General features: G+C 60.9%; 17 protein-coding genes. 10 read left to right on the top strand and 7 right to left on the bottom strand.

Annotated elements, in window-relative coordinates; translation table 11 throughout:
- Nucleotides 1-51: 51 nt before the first annotated feature.
- The 3 genes from NTD84_RS05145 to gcl form a co-directional block, all read right to left on the bottom strand.
- On the bottom strand, nt 52-945 hold the full coding sequence (locus NTD84_RS05145; RefSeq protein ID WP_262163925.1) for a 2-hydroxy-3-oxopropionate reductase: 894 nt from the start codon (nt 943-945) through the stop codon (nt 52-54).
- Between the two features lie 159 nt (nt 946-1,104).
- On the bottom strand, nt 1,105-1,887 hold the full coding sequence (gene hyi / locus NTD84_RS05140) for a hydroxypyruvate isomerase (protein WP_262163924.1): 783 nt from the start codon (nt 1,885-1,887) through the stop codon (nt 1,105-1,107).
- A 137-nt stretch (nt 1,888-2,024) separates the two neighbouring features.
- Nucleotides 2,025-3,800: a glyoxylate carboligase gene (gene gcl / locus NTD84_RS05135; protein ID WP_262163923.1), complete on the bottom strand. Its 1,776-nt coding sequence runs from the start codon at nt 3,798-3,800 to the stop codon at nt 2,025-2,027.
- Nucleotides 3,801-4,067: 267 nt separating this feature from the next.
- Between gcl and NTD84_RS05130 the strand changes: the two genes are divergently transcribed.
- The gene (locus NTD84_RS05130) at nt 4,068-4,508 is read left to right on the top strand and encodes a GlcG/HbpS family heme-binding protein (RefSeq protein ID WP_262163922.1); all 441 of its coding nucleotides are present in this window, start codon (nt 4,068-4,070) and stop codon (nt 4,506-4,508) included.
- A gap of 212 nt (nt 4,509-4,720) precedes the next feature.
- Nucleotides 4,721-5,179 carry an REP-associated tyrosine transposase gene (locus tag NTD84_RS05125; protein ID WP_262163921.1) on the top strand — a complete coding sequence of 153 codons (459 nt, stop codon included), beginning with the start codon at nt 4,721-4,723 and terminating at the stop codon, nt 5,177-5,179.
- Between the two features lie 103 nt (nt 5,180-5,282).
- Here the strand turns inward: NTD84_RS05125 and NTD84_RS05120 are convergent, their stop codons facing one another.
- On the bottom strand, nt 5,283-5,888 hold the full coding sequence (locus NTD84_RS05120; protein ID WP_262163920.1) for a TetR/AcrR family transcriptional regulator: 606 nt from the start codon (nt 5,886-5,888) through the stop codon (nt 5,283-5,285).
- 261 nt (nt 5,889-6,149) lie between these two features.
- On the opposite strand from NTD84_RS05120, the gene NTD84_RS05115 reads away from it, so the two are divergent.
- The 5 genes from NTD84_RS05115 (at nt 6,150) to NTD84_RS05095 (ending at nt 16,001) form a co-directional block, all read left to right on the top strand.
- Nucleotides 6,150-7,283, top strand: coding sequence for an efflux RND transporter periplasmic adaptor subunit (locus NTD84_RS05115; protein ID WP_262163919.1), 1,134 nt, complete (start codon nt 6,150-6,152; stop codon nt 7,281-7,283).
- A gap of 13 nt (nt 7,284-7,296) precedes the next feature.
- Nucleotides 7,297-10,380, top strand: a complete 3,084-nt coding sequence (locus NTD84_RS05110) for an efflux RND transporter permease subunit (protein WP_262163918.1) — start codon at nt 7,297-7,299, stop codon at nt 10,378-10,380.
- Nucleotides 10,370-13,492: an efflux RND transporter permease subunit gene (locus tag NTD84_RS05105; protein WP_262163917.1), complete on the top strand. Its 3,123-nt coding sequence runs from the start codon at nt 10,370-10,372 to the stop codon at nt 13,490-13,492. The genes NTD84_RS05110 and NTD84_RS05105 overlap by 11 nt, the downstream gene beginning before the upstream one ends.
- A 132-nt stretch (nt 13,493-13,624) precedes the next feature.
- A complete protein-coding gene (locus NTD84_RS05100) occupies nt 13,625-15,022 on the top strand; it encodes an efflux transporter outer membrane subunit (RefSeq protein ID WP_262164015.1) in 1,398 nt (465 codons plus the stop codon).
- A 64-nt stretch (nt 15,023-15,086) separates the two neighbouring features.
- Nucleotides 15,087-16,001 carry a DUF808 domain-containing protein gene (locus NTD84_RS05095; protein WP_262163916.1) on the top strand — a complete coding sequence of 305 codons (915 nt, stop codon included), beginning with the start codon at nt 15,087-15,089 and terminating at the stop codon, nt 15,999-16,001.
- An 87-nt stretch (nt 16,002-16,088) separates the two neighbouring features.
- On the opposite strand, the gene NTD84_RS05090 is transcribed toward NTD84_RS05095, so the two are convergent.
- Nucleotides 16,089-16,877, bottom strand: coding sequence for a VacJ family lipoprotein (locus NTD84_RS05090; RefSeq protein ID WP_262163915.1), 789 nt, complete (start codon nt 16,875-16,877; stop codon nt 16,089-16,091).
- Nucleotides 16,870-18,168: a serine/threonine protein kinase gene (locus NTD84_RS05085; RefSeq protein WP_262163914.1), complete on the bottom strand. Its 1,299-nt coding sequence runs from the start codon at nt 18,166-18,168 to the stop codon at nt 16,870-16,872. The genes NTD84_RS05090 and NTD84_RS05085 overlap by 8 nt, the downstream gene beginning before the upstream one ends.
- 223 nt (nt 18,169-18,391) lie before the next feature.
- Here NTD84_RS05085 and NTD84_RS05080 point away from each other — a divergent pair, with 223 nt between their 5' ends.
- Together NTD84_RS05080 and NTD84_RS05075 are read left to right on the top strand one after the other, a co-directional pair.
- On the top strand, nt 18,392-18,760 hold the full coding sequence (locus NTD84_RS05080; protein WP_262163913.1) for a hypothetical protein: 369 nt from the start codon (nt 18,392-18,394) through the stop codon (nt 18,758-18,760).
- 232 nt (nt 18,761-18,992) lie between these two features.
- Nucleotides 18,993-20,057 carry an RHS repeat-associated core domain-containing protein gene (locus tag NTD84_RS05075; RefSeq protein ID WP_262163912.1) on the top strand — a complete coding sequence of 355 codons (1,065 nt, stop codon included), beginning with the start codon at nt 18,993-18,995 and terminating at the stop codon, nt 20,055-20,057.
- Between the two features lie 33 nt (nt 20,058-20,090).
- Here the strand turns inward: NTD84_RS05075 and NTD84_RS05070 are convergent, their stop codons facing one another.
- A complete protein-coding gene (locus NTD84_RS05070) occupies nt 20,091-21,686 on the bottom strand; it encodes a beta (1-6) glucans synthase (RefSeq protein ID WP_262163911.1) in 1,596 nt (531 codons plus the stop codon).
- Nucleotides 21,687-21,986: 300 nt separating this feature from the next.
- Here NTD84_RS05070 and NTD84_RS05065 point away from each other — a divergent pair, with 300 nt between their 5' ends.
- Nucleotides 21,987-22,838: a glycine betaine ABC transporter substrate-binding protein gene (locus NTD84_RS05065; protein WP_262163910.1), complete on the top strand. Its 852-nt coding sequence runs from the start codon at nt 21,987-21,989 to the stop codon at nt 22,836-22,838.
- Nucleotides 22,839-22,901: the final 63 nt, after the last annotated feature.

Genomic DNA, 22,901 nt, shown 5'->3' with positions numbered 1-22,901 from the left:
GATCCACCGCTTTCGCGAGCAAGCCCGCTCCCACATGGGTTTGTGCAGGGCTTACTTCTTGTCGCGAATCGAGAAGTTGGCCATGTGCTCCAGACCCTTGATCAGCGCCGAGTGGTCCCAGTTGCTGCCACCGATGGCCGCGCAGGTGCTGAACACTTGCTGGGCATTGGCGGTGTTCGGCAGGTTGATGTTCAGTTCCTTGGCGCCTTGCAGGGCCAGGTTCAGGTCCTTCTGGTGCAGGCTGATGCGGAAGCCTGGATCGAAGGTGCCTTTGATCATGCGCTCGCCGTGCACTTCGAGGATCTTCGACGAAGCGAAACCACCCATCAGCGCTTCACGCACCTTGGCTGGGTCGGCACCGTTTTTCGAGGCGAACAGCAGGGCTTCGGCGACGGCCTGAATGTTCAGCGCGACGATGATCTGGTTCGCCACTTTGGCGGTTTGCCCGTCGCCGTTACCGCCGACCAGGGTGATGTTCTTGCCCATCGCCTGGAACAGCGGCAGGGCGCGTTCGAAGGCATCGGCATCACCGCCGACCATGATGCTCAGGGTCGCGGCCTTGGCGCCGACTTCACCGCCGGACACGGGCGCGTCGAGGTATTGAGCGCCTTTTTCGTTGATTTTGGCTGCGAAGGCTTTGGTCGCGGTGGGCGAGATCGAGCTCATGTCGATCACGATCTTGCCTTTGCCGACACCGGCCGCGATGCCGTCGGCGCGGAACAGCACGTCATCGACCTGTGGGGTGTCGGGGACCATGACGATGATGAATTCGGCTTCTTGCGCGACTTCTTTCGGGTTTGCCAGGGCGACGGCGCCAGCGGCCACCAGGTCGGCAGGCGCGGCGTCGTGGTGCGCGGACAGGAACAGGCTGTGACCGGCTTTCTGCAGGTTCGCCGCCATTGGGTGGCCCATGATGCCGGTGCCGATAAATCCGATTTTAGCCATGAGAAATTCCTCGTGTTTTTGTGTTGCTCAAGCAAATAGGGGAGCCGCTTTGGGTGGGAGAGGGCTTGCTCGCGACGATGGTGTGTCAGGCGCCAGGGATGTTGACTGACACACCGTCTTCGCGAGCAAGCCCGCTCCCACAGGGTTTGTGCTGTTCTTTCAGATCGCGTTATGGGTTTTCAGCCAGCCCAGACCCGCTTCCGTGGTGGTCAGCGGCTTGTATTCGCAGCCAACCCAACCCTGATAACCGATGCGGTCCAGGTGTTCGAACAGGAAGCGGTAGTTGATTTCACCGGTGCCCGGTTCGTTACGCCCCGGGTTGTCGGCCAACTGGATATGGTTGATCTCGCCCAGGTGCGCGGCCATGGTGCGGGCCAGGTCGCCTTCCATGATTTGCATGTGGTAGATGTCGTATTGCAGGAACAGGTTGGCGCTGCCGACCTGCTCGCGAATCGACAGGGCTTGCGCCGTGTTGTTCAGGTAGAAACCCGGGATGTCGCGGGTGTTGATCGCTTCCATCACCAGTTTGATGCCCGCCGCCTGCAGCTTGTCGGCCGCGTATTTCAGGTTGGCGACGAAGGTTTTTTCCACGGTGGCATCGTCGACGCCTTGTGGACGAATGCCGGCCAGGCAGTTGACCTGGGTGTTGCCCAGCACCTGCGCATAAGCGATCGCTAAATCGACACCGGCGCGAAATTCTTCAACCCGCTCCGGCAGGCAGGCGATGCCACGTTCGCCCTTGGCCCAGTCACCGGCCGGCAGGTTGAACAACACCTGGGTCAGACCGTTGGCGTCGAGCTTGGCCTTGATCTCGGCGGAGCTGAAGTCGTAGGGGAACAGGTATTCCACACCCGTGAAGCCGGCCTTGGCGGCCGCGTCGAAACGGGCGAGGAAATCCTGTTCGGTGAACAGCATGGACAGGTTGGCTGCGAAACGCGGCATGGTGGTCTCCCGTGAAATTGTGAGGGCCCCTGTGGGAGCGGGCTTGCTCGCGAAAGCGGTATGTCATTGAGCATCCGTGTCGACTGACACACCGGTTTCGCGAGCAAGCCCGCTCCCACATTGGAAGCGGTCAGCTGTTAATCGAGCAACGAAATCGCCGTCGGCGCATCGTTACCGACCAGCGCCAGGTCTTCGAATTCGTTGACGGCGTTGATCTCGGTGCCCATGGAAATATTGGTCACGCGCTCCAGGATAATCTCGACGATCACCGGCACCTTGAACTCTTCGATCAGTTCCTGGGCCTTGCGCAGCGCAGGCTGGATCTGACCCGGTTCGAACACACGCAGCGCCTTGCAACCGAGGCCTTCGGCGACCGCGACGTGATCGACACCATAACCGTTGAGTTCCGGAGCGTTCAGGTTATCGAAGGACAGCTGCACGCAATAGTCCATGTCGAAACCGCGCTGGGCCTGACGAATCAGCCCCAGGTACGAGTTGTTTACCACCACATGGATGTACGGCAGTTTGAACTGCGCGCCCACCGCCAACTCTTCGATCATGAACTGGAAGTCATAGTCGCCTGACAACGCCACGACCTTGCGGGTCGGATCAGCCTTGACCACGCCCAGCGCCGCCGGAATGGTCCAGCCCAATGGGCCGGCCTGACCGCAGTTAATCCAGTGACGCGGCTTGTAGACGTGCAGGAACTGCGCGCCGGCAATCTGCGACAGACCGATGGTGCTGACGTAGCAGGTGTCCTTGCCGAACACCTGGTTCATCTCTTCATACACGCGCTGCGGCTTGACCGGCACGTTGTCGAAGTGGGTCTTGCGCTGCAGGCTGGCTTTGCGCTGCTGGCAGTCTTGCAGCCAGGCGCTGCGGTTTTTCAGCTTGCCGGCGGCTTGCCATTCGCGAGCGACTTCGATGAACACGGTCAGCGCGGCGGCGGCGTCGGAGACGATGCCCAGGTCCGGGGTGAACACACGGCCGATCTGCGTGCCTTCGATGTCGACGTGAATGAACTTGCGGCCTTCGGTGTAGACATCGACCGAACCGGTGTGACGGTTGGCCCAACGGTTACCGATGCCCAGTACCACGTCGGATTTCAGCATCGTCGCGTTGCCATAGCGGTGCGAGGTCTGCAGACCGACCATGCCGACCATCAACGGGTGATCGTCGGGAATCGTGCCCCAGCCCATCAGGGTCGGGATCACCGGAATGCCCGTCAACTCGGCGAACTCCACCAGCAAATCGCTGGCGTCAGCATTGATGATGCCGCCACCGGCCACCAGCAATGGACGTTCAGCCTGATCGAGCAGGGCCAGGGCTTTTTCCACCTGAATGCGGGTCGCGCTTGGCTTGGCCAAGGGCAGCGGCTGGTAGGCGTCGATGTCGAATTCGATCTCGGCCATCTGCACGTCGAACGGCAGGTCGATCAGCACCGGACCTGGGCGGCCGGAGCGCATTTCATAGAAGGCTTTTTGAAACGCATACGGCACCTGGCCCGGTTCCAGGACGGTGGTCGCCCACTTGGTGACGGGCTTGACGATGCTGGTGATGTCGACGGCCTGGAAATCTTCCTTGTGCATCCGGGCGCGGGGTGCCTGGCCGGTGATGCAGAGGATGGGGATCGAGTCGGCCGAGGCGCTGTAGAGCCCGGTGACCATGTCGGTACCGGCCGGGCCGGAAGTGCCGATGCACACGCCGATGTTGCCGGCCTTGGTGCGGGTGTAGCCCTCGGCCATGTGCGAGGCGCCTTCAACGTGGCGAGCGAGGACGTGATCGATGCCACCGACCTTCTGCAAGGCGTTGTACAGCGGGTTGATCGCGGCGCCCGGGATGCCAAAAGCGGTATCAACCCCTTCGCGGCGCATCACCAGAACGGCGGCTTCGATTGCTCTCATTTTGCTCATGGTTTTGTGCCTCTTACGTTTTGTAATTGTATACAAGTGGCTTTGCGCAGAGTGTATTAACGGCGGACGGCGCAGGTCAATCCATTTTCTCAAGCGACTGTTTCATTCGTCGGAAGCCCGTTCTACTGTGGCTTTTCGTCGCATGTGGCGCTTTTCGAGAATTATTGTATACAAAAAAATAATTCATTGTGTTCTATTTGTTGTATTGGACTGCGGCACAAACGCGCAGCCCTGCAGCTTTCCCTATAACAAAATGAGGACGGCACCATGAGCGCTTTAACCTTGAAAGTGGCAGTCAGCCTGACCAGTCAGGCCATCGCCGCCGCACGTGCAATTTCCGCGGCCCCCTTGACCATCGCCGTGCTGGACGCCGGCGGGCACCTGATCTCGCTGCAACGCGAAGACGGCGCCAGCCTGCTGCGACCGCAAATCGCCATCGGCAAAGCCTGGGGCGCCATCGCCCTGGGCAAAGGCTCGCGCCTGCTGGCCCTGGACGCCCAGCAACGCCCGGCCTTCATCGCCGCGCTGAACAGCCTGGGCCAAGGCAGCGTGGTGCCGGCACCGGGCGGTGTGCTGATCCGGGATCAGGACGGGAATGTGCTGGGGGCAGTGGGGATCAGCGGGGATCTGTCGGATGTGGATGAGCAGTGTGCGATCAATGCGATCGAAGGGTTGGGGTTGAAGGCGGATGCTGGGGTGAGTGCTTGATCGTCGCCGACTGAACTACCGCTTTCGCGAGCAAGCCCGCTCCCACGTGTGCTGTGGTGGACACAAAATACTTGAACACCGCAGATCTATTGTGGGAGCGAGCCTGCTCGCGAAGGCAATCTCCCGGACACATCCAGCTAAAAGTCTCTCCTACTCTCTGGCATTGTCAGGGCTAGCCTTCTCATGACTCAATCTTTAGAAAGGGCAAAGGAATGCCGGATCTGGCCGCTTCACACCGTTTGCGCATCGGTCGCTTCGCCGAACCCAGCAGAATTTATCTACTGACCGCCAACACACAGGGTAGAGAGCCTGTTTTCAGCGATTTTGTCTTGGGCAGGTTAGTCGTCTCACAATTCCGTGCTGCTCAAGATCAAGGTTCTGCTAACTCATTGGCCTGGGTCGTCATGCCTGATCACTTTCATTGGTTGATCGAGTTGCAACAGGGGTCGTTGAGTGGGCTGATGCAGAAGACCAAATCGTTGAGTACCAAGGCGGCAAACAAAGCCATGGGGCGTAAGGTCAGTCTTTGGCAGCGAGGCTTTCATGATCGGGCACTGCGGCGGGAGGAAGATCTGGTAAAGCTGGCTCGCTACGTTGTGGCAAACCCTTTACGTGCGGGGTTGGTTAAGAAACTGGGCGACTATCCGTTGTGGGATGCGATCTGGGTCTGAGCGGGCACCGAGTTGCCTTCTTCGCGAGCAAGCCCGCTCCCACAGGAGGGCGCATCCCAAAGTGGGAGCGAGCCCTGCTCGCGAATCAGGCCGCCGCGGTCTGTCAGTCCGGCTCACACCCTTTCAACACCAACCGGATAATCGTCTGCGCCGCCGCTTCGTAATCCTCTTCATCCAGCTTGGCCTTGCCGGTAATGGCGGTGATCTGCCAGTCGAAGTCGGCGTAGGTCTGGGTGGCGGCCCAGATGCTGAACATCAGGTGGTTGGGGTCGATGGGGGCGATCTGGCCGCGGTCGATCCAGGTCTGGATGCAGGCGATGTTGTGCCTGGCCTGGCTGTTGAGCTGTTCGACCAGGTCGGTACTCAGGTGTGGGGCGCCGTGCATGATTTCGCTGGCGAACACTTTGGAGGCAAAAGGCAGGTCACGGGAGATGCGGATTTTCGAGCGGATGTAGCCGCTCAGCACGTCGCTGGGCACGCCTTCAGGATTGAAGGGCGTCGACGCCTGCAGAATCGGCTCGATGATACTTTCCAGGACCTCGCGGTAGAGGTTTTCCTTGGATTTGAAATAGTAGTAGACGTTGGGCTTGGGCAATCCCGCCTTGGCTGCGATGTCGCTGGTTTTGGTCGCAGCGAAGCCCTTGTCGGCAAATTCCTCACTGGCGGCACGCAGGATCAGTTCTTTGTTGCGCTCGCGGATTGTGCTCATAAACCCGGTGGTTCCTTGCCTGTTCTGGCGGTGGCGCATGGTAGCACCGGGCTCGCGCGTGGCTCAAGAATGCCCCGTCGCACCGTTCGGCGGTGCCGGCTGTCGCGGGGCTGAACGAAGCAGCGGGTCTTCGGGTGAATCATTGAGGCGCTGCTAGAGTTCAGGACAGCGATCAAGCCATGGGCCATGAATTTGCGTTGTCGGGCCGGGCTTCATTTTCCATTGCCGTGCAGCGCTGTCGGCCCGTTTGAGTGATACGCCGTGGAAAAACCCAGACGCAGGACATTCGGCCTGGCCATCCTCACGCTGGGGATCGTATTGCTCGCGCTGTTGCTGTGGATGTTCCTCGCTTCGAACCAACGCAAGCCCAAACCGCCGCCGCCTGCCGAGCCGGTGGCAGCGGTCGCGGTCAAGTTGCAGGATGTGCCGGTGTACATCGATGCGCTCGGTACCGTCACACCGACCCGCAGCGTCACGGTCATATCCCAGGTCGACGGCATTCTCAGCTCGGTCGAATTCCAGGAAGGCCAGCAGATGCACAAGGGCCAGGTCATCGCCCGCATTGACGACCGCGCACTGAAGGCGCAATTGCAGGTGGCCAAGGGCACGCTGATGCACGATCAGGCATTGCTCGCCAACGCCGTACGCGATCTGGCGCGCTATCGCGAGCTGATCAAGGTGGGTTCCACCACCCAGCAAACCCTCGACACCCAGGCCTCACTGGTGCAGCAACTGCAAGGTACGGTCGCTTCCGATCAGGGCAGTGTGCAGAACCTCGAAGTGCAATTGAGCTACTGCACCATTACCTCGCCGGTAGATGGCGTGGTTGGCCTGCGTCAGGTCGATCCCGGTAACTACGTGACCACCACCAGCACGACCGGGATTGCGGTCATCACCCAGATGACCCCGGCCACCGTGGTGTTCGCCGTGCCCGAGGATGATCTGGGCGCGATCAATCAGGCCATGGCCAAAGGCGCGGTGACCGTCCTCGCCTACGACCGCAACAAACACAATCTGTTGGCCACTGGCAAATTGCTGGCGCTGGATAACCAGGTCGATACCAGCACCGGCACAATCAAGGTCAAGGCGCAGTTCGATGACGCCGGCAAGACGCTGTTCCCCAATCAGTTCGTCAACGCGCGGCTCAAGGCCGACACCCTGACCCAGGTCAGCGTGGTGCCGACCCGGGCGATCCAGCACGGCAGCAAGGGCGATTTCGTCTTCGTGGTGATCGACCCGGGCAACAAGGTCCGCCTGCGCAACATCAAGACCGGACCGGCGACAGGGGATGTCTCGGCCGTGCTCGACAACGGCGTGAAGGCCGGTGAGCAGGTGGTCACCGAAGGTGCCGACAAACTCGACGATGGCTCTACGGTGAAAGTCGTCGCACAGTGAGGAGGCGCCCGCCATGAACGTCTCGCGTCCCTTCATCGAACGCCCGGTCGCCACCACGCTGTTGATGGTGGCGGTGCTGTTACTCGGCCTGCTCGGTTATCACTTGCTCTCGGTGTCGGCGTTGCCCGAGGTCGATTACCCGACCATTCAGGTCTTCACTCAATACCCCGGTGCGAGTCCCGAGGTGATCAGTTCGTCGATCACCGCGCCGCTGGAGCGTCAGCTTGGCGAGATGCCGGGCCTGAAGTCGATGAACTCCACCAGCTCCGATGGCGCTTCGGTGGTGACCCTGCAATTCGATCTGGCGCTGTCGCTGGATGTCGCCGAACAGGAAGTCCAGGCCGCGATCAACGCCGCCGGCACGTTCCTGCCGGCGAACCTGCCGTACCCGCCGGTGTACAGCAAGGTCAACCCGGCCGATGCGCCGGTGTTGACCCTGTCGCTGACCTCCGACGTGCTGCCGCTGACCAAGGTTGAAGACCTCGCCGACACGCGGCTGGCGCAGAAAATTTCGCAGATCACCGGCGTCGGCCTGGTCACCATCAGTGGTGGTCAGCGCCCGGCGGTGCGGGTCGAGGCCAACACTTCGGCGCTGAACAGTCTCGGCCTGTCCCTTGATGACTTGCGCACCGCGCTGGGCACGGCCAACGTCAATCAGGCCAAAGGCAATATCGACGGCAAGTATCAAGCGTATTCGATCGGCACCAACGACCAGTTGCAGTCGGCGGAGGAGTACCGCGACCTGGTGATCGCTTACAAGAATGGCGCGCCGATCCGCCTGTCGCAGATCGCCAGTTCGACCCAGGGCCCGGAGAATCCACGGCAAGCGGCGTGGACCGACAGCACGCCGTCGATTGTCCTGAATATCCAGCGCCAACCGGGCGCAAATGTGATCGATGTGGTCGACCGTGTGCAGCAACTGTTGCCCAAATTGCGTGCCAGTCTGTCGGCGACGCTCAAGGTCAACGTGCTCACCGACCGCACGCAAACCATTCGTGCTTCGGTCACCGATGTGCAGTACGAACTCGGTGTGGCGGTGCTGCTGGTGGTGATCGTGATTTTCCTGTTCCTGCGCAATCTTCCGGCGACGATCATTCCGGCGGTTACCGTGCCGCTGACCCTGGTCGGCACACTGGCAGTGGCGTACGGACTGAGCTTTTCACTGAATAACCTGACGCTGATGGCGCTGACTATCGCCATCGGTTTTGTGGTCGATGACGCCATCGTCATGATCGAGAACATCACCCGCTACCTCGAAGCTGGCGACTCGCCGATGGAGGCTGCACTCAAGGGCTCGGAGCAGATCGGCTTCACGATCATTTCGCTGTCGGTGGCGCTGATCGCGGTGATGATTCCGCTGCTGTTCATGGGCGATGTGGTCGGGCGATTGTTCCGTGAATTCGCCATGACCGTGGCGGTGACCATCGTCATCTCGGCGCTGATCACCCTGACCCTGACACCAATGATGTGCTCGCGCATGCTCAAGCACAGGCACGAGGAGCGCCGGGTCGATTTCTTCGACCGGATCAACGGCTATTACGTCAAAGGCCTGGACTGGGTGTTACTGCACCGCGGGCTGACGCTGATTTCCATTGTGTTCACCGGGGCACTGACCCTGCTGATCATCGTGGTGATGCCCAAGGGCTTTTTCCCCGAGCAGGACACCGGGCTGATCCAGGGTATTTCCCAGGCCTCGCCGACGATTTCCTTCCAGCAGATGCAGATCGAACAGCAACGGCTGGCCGCACGAATTCTGAAAGATCCAGCGGTGGCCAGCCTGTCGTCGTTCGTCGGTATCGACCAGACCAACCCGACGATCAATCAGGGTAACCTGCTGATCAACCTCAAGCCCCACGGCGACCGCGACAACAGCGCCGCAGTGATTCGTCGCCTATCCGATGCCAACGCCGACGACGCCGGGATTCGCCTGTACCTGCACAGCGTGCAGGACCTGACCCTCGACGCCACGGTCTCGACCACCAGCTACCGCCTCGGCCTGCAGGCCACCGACCCGGATGAGCTGGAGCAGTGGACCAACACATTGCTGGCGGCGATCAGGCAGGACCCGATGTTCACCGATGTGCAGAGTCAGGCGCTGCAATTCGGCAATCAGATCCAGCTCAACTTCGACCGCGCCACCGCCTCGCGGCTCGGCATCACTCCGCAGGCCATCGACGATGTGCTGTACGACGCCTTCGGACAGCGCCAGGTGTCGACCATCTACACCCAGCTCAATCAGTATCACGTGGTGATCGCCACCGATCATCCGCCGCACAATCTCGCCGATCTGCTGACCGGGCTCTACGTCGACATTCCGGGCGGCGGGGTGGCGCCGCTGTCCAGCATGGCGACCCTGCAGGTGATTCGCGCGCCGGTGACCATCAACCGCCTCGGGCAGTTTCCCTATGCCGATGTGTCGTTCAACCTCGCCCCCGGGCAAACCCTTGGCGCTGCAGTGACGCGGCTCAAGGACATCGAGACCAAGGCCGGTCTGCCGCTGTCGGTGCAGGCTAACCTGGAAGGTGCGGCGGCGACGTTCGAGGCGTCGCTGTCCAACCAGGTGTTTCTGGTGCTGGCGGCGATCATCGTCGTGTACCTGATGCTGGGCATTCTCTACGAGAGCTTCGTGCACCCGGTGACGATTCTTTCGACCCTGCTCTCGGCAGCGCTGGGCGCCTTGCTGGCATTGCTGATCACGGGCACGCAGTTCGACATCATCGGCCTGATCGGCATCGTGCTGCTGATCGGGATCGTGATGAAGAACGGCATCATGATGGTCGACTTCGCCCTTGAGCTTGAGCGCGAGGGCGGACTCGATGCGGTGGCGGCGATTCGTCAGGCGGCCGAGCTGCGGTTTCGGCCGATCCTGATGACCAGCATGGCCTCGCTGTTCGGCGCGGTGCCGCTGGCGCTGGGCACCGGGATCGGTTCGGAGCTGCGCCATCCGCTGGGCATCGCGATCATCGGCGGGCTGCTGTTGAGCCAGTTGCTGACACTGTTCTCGACCCCGGTGATTTTCCTCGCCATGCACAGTCTGGAGCAGCGTTTCAGCCGACGTCGGCCAGCGCAGGTCGAAGGCTATCGCGATGAACCTTAGCGCGCCGTTCATCCAGCGCCCGATCGCCACGACCTTACTGGCGGTGGGGCTGGCGCTGTTCGGCGTGCTGGCGTTCAACCTGCTGCCCGTAGCGCCGTTACCGGAGGTGGATTTCCCCACCATCAGCGTGCGTGCCTCGTTGCCCGGCGCCGACCCGAGCACCGTCGCATCGTCGGTGGCGACGCCGCTGGAGCGCCAGTTCGGGCAGATCGCCGGGGTCACCGAAATGACCTCGTCGAGTTCGCTGGGGGCGACGCGCATCACCCTGCAATTCGACCTCAACCGCGACATCGACGGCGCCGCCCGGGACGTGCAGGCGGCGATCAACGCGGCGCGCAGCAACCTGCCGAGCGACCTGTCCGGCAACCCGACCTACCGCAAGGTCAACCCGGCCGACTCGCCGATCCTGATCCTCAGCCTGACCTCCGACAGCGCCACGCGCGGGCAGATGTACGACGTGGCCTCGACCCTGCTCGAACAACGCCTGTTGCAGACCACCGGCGTCGGCGACGTGACGGTGGGCGGCGCGGCGCTGCCGGCGGTGCGCATCGAGCTCAATCCGGACCGGCTCAACCGCTACGGCGTCAGCCTCGAACAGGTGCGCCAGGTGATTCAGGCGTCCAACGTCAATTTGCCCAAGGGCACGGTGTCGGTGGGTGATCAATCCTATGGTTTGAAGGCCAACGACATGCTCTATCACGGTGCCGATTACGCGCCGTTGGTGGTGAAGAAAAACAATGGCGATCTGGTGCGCATTTCCGATCTGGGCGACGTCACCGAAGACGTCGAAGACCTGCGCAACTTCGGTCTGTCCAACGGCAAACCAGCGGTGCTGCTGGTGGTGTTCAAGCAGCCCGGGGCCAACGTCATCGACACCGTGGATGCGGTGAAGGCTGATCTGCCGTTTCTGCAGAGTTCGATCCCCTCGGCGATCAGGATCAACATCCTGATGGATCGCACCACCACCATTCGTGCGTCGTTGCATGACGTGGAAATGACCCTGCTGATTTCCATCGCACTGGTGACGCTGGTGACGTTCGGCTTCTTCCGCGACTGGCGCAGCACGCTGATCCCGGCCATCGTCGTGCCGTTGTCGCTGCTCGGCACATTTGGCGCGATGTACTTTCTCGGCTATAGCCTGAACAACCTGTCGTTGATGGCACTGACCATTTCCACCGGGTTTGTGGTGGACGATGCGATCGTGGTGGTCGAGAACATCATGCGCCATCTGGAGAAGGGCGAGAGCCGCGTGCAGGCGGCGCTGGCCGGGGCGCGTGAGGTGGGTTTCACGGTGATGACCATCAGTGTCTCGCTGGTGGCGGTGTTCATTCCGCTGTTGCTGATGGGCGGGATTGTCGGGCGGCTGTTCCGCGAGTTTTCGATTTCGCTGTCGGTGGCGATTGTGATTTCGATGCTGGTGTCGCTGACCGTGACGCCGATGCTCGCCAGCGTGCTGCTGCGCACCAACGAGCAGGCTGGCGACGGCGAGGATCACCCGGACTCGCGCTTTCATCGCTTCTACGATCGCACCCTCGGCTGGGTGGTCGAACATTCGTTGCTGATGGGTCTGCTGACGATGCTGGTAATCGTGCTGGCGTGTGTGCTGTATGTGCTGGTGCCCAAGGGCTTCTTCCCGCAGGAAGACACCGGGCGCATGTCCGGCAGCATCATCGCTGCGCAGAGCATTTCCTTCGGTGCGATCCAGTCGAATTTCAGTGAGATCAACAACAAGGTGCTGAGCAACCCGAACGTCGCCACCGTCGGGGGATTTGTCGGCGGCGGGGGCGGCATCGGTGGCGCGGTGAACAGTGCGCAGTTGTTCATCACCCTCAAGGCACTGGCGGATCGCAAGGACAGTGCCGATCAAGTCATCGCGCAGATTCGCCGCACCCTCGGCGACATGCCCGGCACCCGTTTGTATCTGCAATCGGCGCAGGACATCACCGTCGGCGGACGGCAGAGCGGGGCGCAGTACCAATACACGATGACCGCCGATGACCAGAGCACGCTTGACGAATGGGTGCCCAAAGTCGTCGCCGCGTTGCACGGATTGCCGCAACTGACCGACATCAACACCGACCAGCAGGACAACAGTCTGATGGCCAGCGTCACGGTCAATCGCGATGCTGCCGCGCGGCTCGGGGTGAGCATGTCGGCCATTGACCAGACCCTGTACGACGCCTTCGGCCAGCGCCAGGTCTCGACCATCTACCGCGCCGCCAACCAGTATCACGTGGTGATGGAAGTCGCGCCGCCGTACTGGGCCGCCCCGACGACGTTGAAAAATATCTACGTGCCGGTGGGCACTGCGGCGGTCGCCGCCAAGGGCGCGGCAGTGGCACCGAATCTGAGTGCCAGCGCCGCGCACGCGTTGGTGCCGCTGTCGGCACTGGCGGATTATTCGGTGGGGCGTACGGCGATTTCCATCAGTCATCAGGGCACCTTTCCGGCGGTGACCGCTTCGTTCAACCTCGCGCCGGGGGTGTCCATCGGTCAGGCGACAGCGCTGGTTGAAAACGCCGTCAAACAATTACGCATGCCGGCCAGCGTGATCGGCCAGTTCGCCGGCACGGCGCAGGTGTTCCAGTCGTCGGTGGCCAGTGAGCCGTTGCTGATCGTCGCGGCGTTGCTGTCGGTGTACGTGGTGCTGGGCATGCTCTATGAAAGTCTGGTGCACCCGCTGACGATTCTGTCGACCTTGCCCTCGGCCGGGGTCGGCGCGTTGATCGCTTTGCTGCTGACCGGCACCGAACTGTCGATCATCGCGCTGGTGGGGGTGATCCTGCTCATCGGGATCGTGAAGAAGAACGCGATCATGATGATCGACTTCGCCATCACCGAGCGCCGCGAACTCGGCCTGAGTGCGAAAGAAGCGATCCGCCGCGCCTGCCTGATCCGTTTCCGTCCGATCATGATGACCACACTGGCGGCGATCCTCGGCGCACTCCCGCTGGTGCTCGGCACCGGCTATGGCTCGGAGCTGCGCCGGCCGTTGGGGATTTCGATCATAGGCGGATTACTGTTCAGCCAGTTGCTGACGCTGTACACCACGCCGGTGATCTACCTTTGGCTGGATCGGGCATCGCAGCGTCTGAAGCGTAAGGAGCGATAGATGAAGTGCCACACATCCCCTGTGGGAGCGGGCTTGCTCGCGAAGACGTCGGGTCAGCCAGCATTGATGGAGAAGGTGAAATCGCCTTCGCGAGCGAACCCGCTCCCACGGGGGCTGGTGCTGGCATTGATCATGGCGCTGTTGTTGAGCGGCTGCATGGTCGGTCCGGATTATCAGAAACCGGCGATCGAGCTGCCGCAGACATTCAAGGAAGGTGCGCAATGGCAGCGCGCCCAGGCCAATCCGCAGGGCGCGCTGAACAGCCAGTGGTGGCGGATTTATCAGGATCCGATACTCAACGATCTGGTCGAGCGCTCGGCCAGGGCCAATCAATCGATCATCGGTGCCGAAGCCGCGTATCGGCTGGCGCAGGCGCAGGTGGCATCGAGCCGTGCCGGGTTGTGGCCGACGGTGGGCGTGGGCTTGTCCGGTGCACGCGGGGTTGGTGGCGGGGCCAGCGGCAGCACCACCAGTGGGCTGACCGGCAGCAGCGGCGGCACGGTTGAGCAGACCGTCAGTGCGACCCTGACGGCCAGTTGGGAGCCGGATCTGTGGGGCCAGGTGCGGCGCGGCATCGAGTCGAGTCAGGCCTCGCTGCAATCCTCCGATGCATTACTCGCCGGGGTGCGGCTGTCGATCGGTGCCAGCGTGGCGACCAATTATCTCGGGCTGCGGCAGCTTGATATCGACATTGATCTGTTGCAACAACAGCAGGCCATCAACCAGCAATTAATGACCATGATTCAGGCGCAAACCATGCAGGGCACGGCCACCAACGATCAGTTGCTGGTGGCGCAGGATCAACTGAGCACGGTGATCGCTGCGTTGCAAAACGCCCAGCGCTCCCGCGAACAGGCCGAGCATGCGCTGGCGGTTCTGGTGGGTGTGGCGCCGGCGCAGTTCAATCTGCCCAAGGTTGCCGACTATCAGTTCACGACGCCGATGCCGCCCTCGGTATTGCCGTCGAATCTGCTGCTGCGCCGTCCTGATGTGGTCTCCGCCGAGCGCTTGGCTGCGGCGGCCAACGCGCGAATCGGCGTCGCCGAAGCCGCGTTTTTTCCGACCTTGAGCCTGACCGCCGAAGGTGGCTTTCGCGGCACCGCGCTGGGCGGTCTGTTCTCGGTGCCGAACCGCATCTGGACCCTCGGCCCGGCGCTGGCTGAAACCATTTTCGACGGCGGCGCCCGCGAAGCGGCCAAGCAGGAAGCCGAGGCCACTTACGATCAGGACGTGGCGAATTATCGCGGCACCGTGCTCGGCGCGTTGCAGAACGTCGAGGATAACCTGTCGGCGATCAATCACCTGCAGACCCAGGCGCAGGCGTACGCGCAGATGTTCCAGCGCAACCAGCAATTGTTCGGCAGTCAGCAGGCCCAGCAGCGCGCGGGCACGGTCAGCCAGCAAACGGTGCTGACCCAGCAACTGGTGCTGTTGCAGGCCGAGCAGAACTTGCGTGACACCCAGGGTTTGCTTGGTCAGGGCAGTGTCGCGCTGTTCCAGAGCCTCGGGGGTGGCTGGCAGGTGCCATAGCGTCTCGCTCCGGTGAGTGCGGCACGGTATGCTGCGGCATTATTCACATAAGGAAACGAGATTCATGGCAGGAAGCAGTTTGCTGGTGCTGATCGACGATATTGCCACCGTTCTGGATGACGTGGCGTTGATGAGCAAGATGGCCGCCAAGAAGACCGCCGGCGTACTCGGCGATGACCTGGCGCTCAATGCCCAGCAAGTCTCCGGCGTGCGCGCCGAGCGGGAAATTCCCGTCGTCTGGGCGGTGGCCAAGGGCTCGTTCCTCAACAAACTGATTCTGGTGCCCTCGGCGCTGGCAATCAGTGCATTCGTGCCGTGGCTGGTGACACCGCTGTTGATGGTCGGCGGCGCCTATCTGTGCTTCGAGGGCTTCGAGAAACTCGCGCACAAGTTCCTGCACAGCAAGGCCGAAGATGACGCCGAGCATGCGCAACTGACCGAGGCGGTCGCTGAGCCGACCACCGATCTGGTGGCTTACGAAAAGGACAAGATCAAAGGCGCGATCCGCACCGATTTCATCCTTTCGGCGGAAATTATCGCCATCACCCTCGGCACCGTGGCTGACGCTTCGCTGACCCAGCAGGTGATCGTGATGTCCGGCATCGCCATCGTCATGACCGTCGGCGTTTATGGCCTGGTGGCCGGCATCGTCAAACTCGACGACCTCGGCCTGTGGCTGACGCAGAAATCCGCTTCGACAGCAAAAAGCATTGGCAATGCGATCCTGCGCGCCGCGCCGTACATGATGAAAGGCCTGTCGGTGATCGGCACGGCGGCGATGTTCCTGGTCGGCGGCGGCATCCTCACCCACGGCATCCCGGTGGTGCATCACTGGATTCAAAGCGTCGGCGCTGCGGCCGGTAGTGCCGGGTTTGCGGTGCCGGTGTTGCTCAACGGCGTGGCGGGAATTATCGCGGGCGCGGTGGTGCTGGCGGTGGTTTCGGTGGTCGGCAAAATCTGGCGCGGAATCCAAGGCTGAACACATTCCCCGTGTGGGGGCTTGGTTGTGCCATGAAAAAGGGCCATTCGACTCGCATCGAATGGCCCTTTTTTGTTGCCGCCGAGGTTACTCGGCGATCTGCAGCTTGCGCGACTCGGTGTACACGTAGCGCACTTTCTCGTACTCGAATGGCGAGTTCATCTGGCCGTAGCGGAAGTTGGTCTGGTAGCGCTTGTCGATGCTGCGCAGCACCCAGATTTCCGGATGGTTGGAACTGACTTCAGAGACGTTCAGGAAGTTGATCGCCGATTCGGCGGTGAAATCCACGGCCAGGCCTGCGGTGTCGCGGATGTTCGACGGGCCGAGGATTGGCAACACAAAGTACGCACCGCCCGGTACGCCGTAGAAGCCCAGGGTCTGGCCGAAGTCTTCGCTCTGGCGCGGCAGGCCCATGGCGGTAGCAGGGTCCCACAGGCCGGCGATGCCGATGGTGGTGTTGAGCAGCAGGCGCGCGGTGGTTTCCATTGAGCGCTTGCCTTTGAACTGCAGCAGGCTGTTCACCAGGTTCGGCACGTCGCCAAGGTTGTTGAAGAAGTTGCTGACGCCGGTGCGCAAAAAGCTCGGCGTAATGTAGCGATACCCGTCGACCACCGGCAGGAATACCCATTGGTCGAAGCGGTAGTTGAAGTGATAAACCCGGCGGTTCCACTCCTCCAGCGGGTCGTAGACCGCCAGCGCGTTGAGCGTCGAGCGCTCGAACTCGCGCTGGTCAAGGCCCGGGTTGAACTTGAGTTTGCTCAACGGTTCCTTGAAACCGTCGTTGTCGATGACCACCGGCGCGTTAGCTTTGCTGTTGTCGGCATTGGCGACGCCTGCACAGAGTAACGCTGCGATAAGCAGGAGATATTTAGCCACGGAAGAACTCCAGCATGGCGTCGCTGTTGACGCGATAGTTAAGGTTGCCGCAATGGCCGCCCAGTGGGTAAACGGTCAAGCGATCACCGAAGGTCCTGCGCAGGAAACCGAGGTCGCCCGGGCCGAGAATCACGTCGTCAGCGTTATGCATGACCGCGATTTTCGGGCTGTCGTGCAGGTAATCCTTCAAGGCATACAGGCTGACCTGGTCGATCAGCTGCAGCAGGCTGCCGCCGTCGGTGCGGGCGCGCCACATCGGGATCACTTGTTCAGTGATGTAGCAATCGAAGTCGCATTGCAGCGCACGCTTGAGGTACGGCGTGAGGCTGGTGCCTTCGGTGATGGGGGTTTTCGGCGGTGTGATGAGGCCCCGACGGTTGATAAGGTCCGACGTGAAGGCAATGTCGGCGGCCGAGAAACGGAACGAGGTGCCGATCAGCATGGCCATCTGTTCGTTGGTCAGGTGCTGCTTGGACTGCTGGAAGTCGTAGAGCAAGGCATCGTTGAGGTCGATGTAGCCTTTCTGCTGGAAGTAGCGGGTCAGTTTGTTCAACACCAGCTCATAGAAAGTGGTGCTGTTGTTGATGCCTTTAACTTCGGTCTGGACCAGCTTGTCGAGGTTGGTGATCGAGGTGTAGAGGTTGACCGGCGGGTTGAGCAGCAAGACTTTCTTGAAATTGAAGCTGCGGCGGGTTTCGTCCAGGTGCGCAACGAATGCCGCGTCCAGCGCGCCCAGGCTGTAGCCGGTCAGGTAATAATCGGTGACGTGTACATCGGGGTTCTGTGCCCGCACCGCCTGCATCACCCGGTACATGTCTTCGGCGTCTTCCTTGGTGATGCCGGGTGTGGCAAAGCGTGAGGCGGCGCTCATGAAGTCGAAGCTGGTAGGCGACGACAGTTGCACCACATGGTAACCGGCCTTGTAGTAGAGCTTCTTCAGGTATTCGTTGAGGCTGCTGTCATAGCGCGCGCCGGTGCCGGCGATCAGGAAGATCAGCGGTGCTGCTTTGCCTTGAGTGGCGATGCGATAGGTGAGCTTCTTCACTGGCCAGAAGTTGTCCGGCAATTCGAATTCACGCTCCGGGCGCAACGTGATGCTGCGGGTCTTCTGATCGATGTCATCGTCAAGCGGCAACTCCGGACGCAGGTCCGGCGGCGTCGTGGCGATGGTCGCCTCGAACGGGTTGGTCAAGGGGTAGCCATAACTGGCGGCGTCGATGTCGACCGCCAGTGCAGACGCACTCAGAATAAGGCCGCCAAACAGGGCGGCGAAGCGCAAGGAACGGAGCATGACTGAATCCCTAGAGAAAGGTGCCGAATGAAGTTCGCAGGCTAAGACCACGGGGTGAGCGCCAAAGTGCCATGGACCGGCACCCATCAGGCCTAATTTCGGAGTAATAGTAGCTGGACGATACACTTTGCAGAGATTTCGTGACCATTTATCTGTTACCCGCGTTTGCTTACGGCGAACAGGCGATTAAGCTGGCCGCCGTTTTCGATATTTGGAGTGCTCCATGTCCCGCCGTTTGCCCGTGATTCTGCTGCTTGTTTTCCTGCCGTTATGGCTGGCCGCCAGTTATGGCGCGCGTTATGGCTTCATGGAGGATGCGCAGTGGGTCGGCCTCTGCGTGGACGATGCGAGCCGTTGGGAATGCCTGCTCCGCTCTAACCTGGGGTTGATGATTCATTTCCAGATATTGGGCTGGGCGGCGTTGGCAGCCGCCGTGATCGGTTTTGTCCTGCCGGGGCGGGCAGGGTGGTGGCTGGCGGTGCTCGCCCTGGTGTTCGGGTTTCCGGCGCTGGCGTTGTACAACACGACGATGGCGGTGTTTGCCGTGGTGATTGCGGGGTTGAGGCTGGTCAGGGCGTCTCGTAGCGCCTGATCATCCGTCTTCGCGGGCAAGCCCGCTCCCACAGGTACCCCGGCGTACATTAGGTTTTGTGTCCGCTGAAGATCCCTTGTGGGAGCGGGCTTGCTCGCGAAAAAGGCAGTAGCCACACTGACAAAATCTCAGACTGTTCCATCCACTACCTATCAGTTCTGATAGTAGACAACCCTCCCGATAGCTCCGAATCTAGTCATCCATGCTTCTGGATGTGAAACGGAGCCACACCATGGCTGTTCAGCGAGAAATGCTTCTTTGCCGTTATCACTACGATCCGCTGGATCGGGTGGCGGGTTGCGCGCCGCTGGGCGAGCCGAGCATCCAGCGCTTTTACCGCGGGGATCGTTTGGCCACTGAAATACAGGGGCAGGTACAGTGCTCGGTTTTTGAAACTGAGGTGCAGGTGCTTGCGCAGCAAAAACATCAGGCTGGCCGGGTCGGCTGCGCCCTACTGGCAACGGACCTGCAGTGTTCGATTTTCCACTCCATCGACGCAGCTCAACATCAGCAGCGCGCTTATTCCCCCTACGGTCATTGGTTCCCTGAAGCCGACTTAATCGGCCTGTTGGGGTTCAATGGAGAGCGAAGGGATTCAGTGACAGGTCATTACTTACTAGGAAATGGGCATCGCGTTTTCATACCTGTTTTGATGCGATTCAATCGCCCGGACAAATTGAGTCCGTTTGAGAAGGGTGGCATTAATGCGTATGCGTACTGTGCCGGGGACCCTGTTAATCGGGTTGACCCAAAAGGGCGTTATTTTGTCCCTGCCTTCGTAACGGGTATGGTCCAAGGGGCGTTCATTCAAAGAGTCTTCAATGTGCTCGACACTGTGAGTGCGGCTCCGTCAAGTATTCAGGCCATTTTAAGTCGCGGATTTCGAGCCGGCGTTAAATCTGTTAACGATCTGCGTCCAGCAATAAGACAAGCCGCCGCCAACACTGAAAGACTGGAAAGTATTGCTGATTTTCAGCGGCTAAATAGGTACACCACTGAAAGCCCACCCTTTACCAACACGAAGAGCTACGTTGAGAGGACAAAAAAAAAGGTTGAGGAATTTATCGGGCCGCGATACTTGGAGAATGGCCCAACCCTTGATTTCGCGAAGTTATTGGAGGATGAGGCGTTGGCACGCGCAACGCTTAGTAGGGTTAAGACTCATCATGAAAACCTTCAACGTGCGAGAGAACGGATGGACGTGGCGATCCGGAAATGGCAAACGGAGATGCGATTTGGCCCCAAGGATCTTGATCGCGTCATGAGGTCGGCGCTTAATCTTCGTAACGGACCGTAGGCAAAGCTAAATTTGCCTACGTCGGGTCAATTTTCAGGCGTTGCGAACCCGCAAACACCGCCACAGCGCCGCCACCATCAACACACTCACCAGCGTCCAACCCCAGGCCTGCTGGTTCTGCAGCCCTTCACGAAACAGCTGCGGCGCAATGCCGGCACCGATGATGAAGGTCAGCAGCGCAATTTCCCGACGCGGCACGCTCACCGGCCTGCACAGATACACCAGCGCCGGCACGATGAACGCCACACTCGGGAAGCTGCGATAGCGCGGATCGAACACCAGCTCCAGCATCATCACCGTCGCGGCGAAACCGGCTGCCGCCAGCATCCAGCCAGCGCGACGCTCGAGAAAATTGAACACCCGCTCACGCCAGCCGATGCGAGCGCTCAGCGTCAGCGCGGCATGAGCCAACACCAGCACATTCAACAACGTCAGCAGACCGACCCACACCCACTCACCGGCAAACCGTGTAGTGACGCGGGCCAGATCGCCCCAGGCGCCGATCGAGCAAGCCGCCAACGCACCCAGCAAGGGCAAGACCAATGCCGCACGGGTACTGCGTACGCGTCCCCCGAGGATCAGCGTGCCCAGGAAGATCACACCACCCACCACCAGCCACTGCGACCAGTACGGTACGTTCGACACCGGCCCGGCGAGCACGCCCTTGTCCTGACGGTCTGCATCAAACAGCCCCCAGTAACCGCCGACCGCGCCTTCGCTGGCGCGTTTCCACGGTTGGTCGAATGCTTCGATCAGGTTGTAATGCCAGCCTTGCTGTTCGGCCATGATCACAAAGCTGCGAATGAACTTGGCCTCGTTGACCCGGCTTGGCAGGGCGGTTTCCCGTTGGCGGCCTTCGCTCGGCCAGCCGGTTTCGCCAATCATCACGTCCTTGGGCGCGAACTTGTTGCCGAACACCTGGCGCACTTCGGCCACATGCTGCAGCGCGGCGTCGATGTTCGACGGATCGTCTTCCCAGTACGGCAGCAAATGGATGGTTAGGAAATCCACCGCCGGGGCGACTTCCGGGTGCTTGAGCCAGAACTCCCAGACGTCGGCATAAGTGACAGGCTGCTTGACCTGGCTCTTGACCCTGTTGATCAGCTTCGCCAGTTGCGCGCCGGTGACTTCCTTGCGCAGCAGGGTTTCGTTGCCGACGATCACCGAGGTCACTACATCGGGGTTGGCGTTGGCCGAGGCGATCAGCAGGTCGACTTCTTTCTCGGTGTCCACCGGGTTGCTGTTGACCCAGGCGCCGATCATCAACTTCAGGCCATGCTTGCGTGCCAGATCGGGCAGGGCCTCGAGGCCGGTCATGGAATAGGTGCGGATGCATTCGAAGCGGGTGGCCAGCAGCGCGAGGTCAGCGTCCATGCGCTCGGGACGCAACTTGAACGGCTGATCGAACGGCGACTGGTCCTTGTCGAACGGGGTGTAGGAAGCGCATTGCAGTTTATGCGAAGCGCTGGCCACGTCCGGCAGAATCACCGGTTTGCCAAGGCCATACCAAAAACCGCAAAGGGCAAAAAGCCCCAGCAGGCAGGCGAACAAATAAGCAAAAAAAGGAAAGCGTGAGGTCGCGGACATGGTCAAGGCGTCTGGGAGCAAAGCCGCGCATGTTACCTGCATTTGTCCCGCGCTTGGTGGCCTGCATGATTTTGACATGCAAAGTTCGGGCGGATTGCCGGGGGCGCCTCGGGTGGTCGGGATTAATGGCGTTCTGATGTCGTTTCTCGATGCCCCGAGGTCGCTGACAGCACAGGTTCGGGTTGGCGTCAGGTTGATGATCAAGGCGTCAGTGCTCTCATTGGTAAATCGCGCTGATGATCGAACGGGTTTGCGGTGAGGCGTGATGGGGCGCTGTGCACCATAACAATACGTTGACGCGACTCGGCACCCGTCGAGCGCAGCACTTTCGGGGAAGTAACGATGAAGATGCGACGACTTTTAGGCGCAGGTGCCGCTCTGGTGCTTGCGATTGGCTCCACGATGGCCAGCGCCGAGAGCAAAACCCTGAGCATCGGTTACGTTGACGGCTGGTCCGACAGCGTCGCGACCACCCACGTGGCGGCCGAAGTGATCAAGCAGAAGCTGGGTTATGACGTGAAGCTGCAAGCCGTCGCGACCGGCATCATGTGGCAGGGTGTGGCCACCGGCAAACTCGACGCCATGCTGTCCGCCTGGCTCCCGGTGACGCATGGCGAATACTGGACCAAGAACAAGGATCAGGTCGTCGACTACGGACCGAACTTCAAAGACGCGAAAATCGGTTTGATCGTGCCTGAGTACGTCAAGGCCAAGACCATTGACGATCTGAAAACCGACGACAGCTTCAAGAAACGTATTGTCGGCATCGACGCCGGTTCGGGTGTGATGCTCAAGACCGAGCAGGCGATCAAGGACTACGACCTGACCGGGTATCAACTCAAGGCCAGTTCCGGCGCCGGCATGATTGCCGAGCTGACCCGTGCCGAGAAGAAAAACGAATCCATCGCCGTCACCGGCTGGGTGCCGCACTGGATGTTCGCCAAGTGGAAACTGCGCTTCCTGGACGACCCGAAAGGCGTTTACGGCGCGGCTGAAACCGTGAACAGCATCGGCAGCAAAGAACTGGCGACAAAAGCGCCGGAAGTGGCCAAGTTCCTGAAGAACTTCCAGTGGGCGTCGAAAGACGAAATTGGCGAGGTCATGCTGGCGATTCAGGATGGTGCCAAGCCTGAAGCGGCGGCGAAGGATTGGGTGGCCAAGCATCCGGAGCGTGTTGCTGACTGGGTCAAGTAAAACCAGGCACCCCCCCCTGACTCTGTAGGAGCGGGCGTGGTCGCGCTTGGGTACAGTGAGTCA

The organism is Pseudomonas sp. 14P_8.1_Bac3, assembly GCF_025466085.1.
Lineage (GTDB): Bacteria > Pseudomonadota > Gammaproteobacteria > Pseudomonadales > Pseudomonadaceae > Aquipseudomonas.
This window is presented reverse-complemented; position numbering and strand designations above follow the sequence as displayed.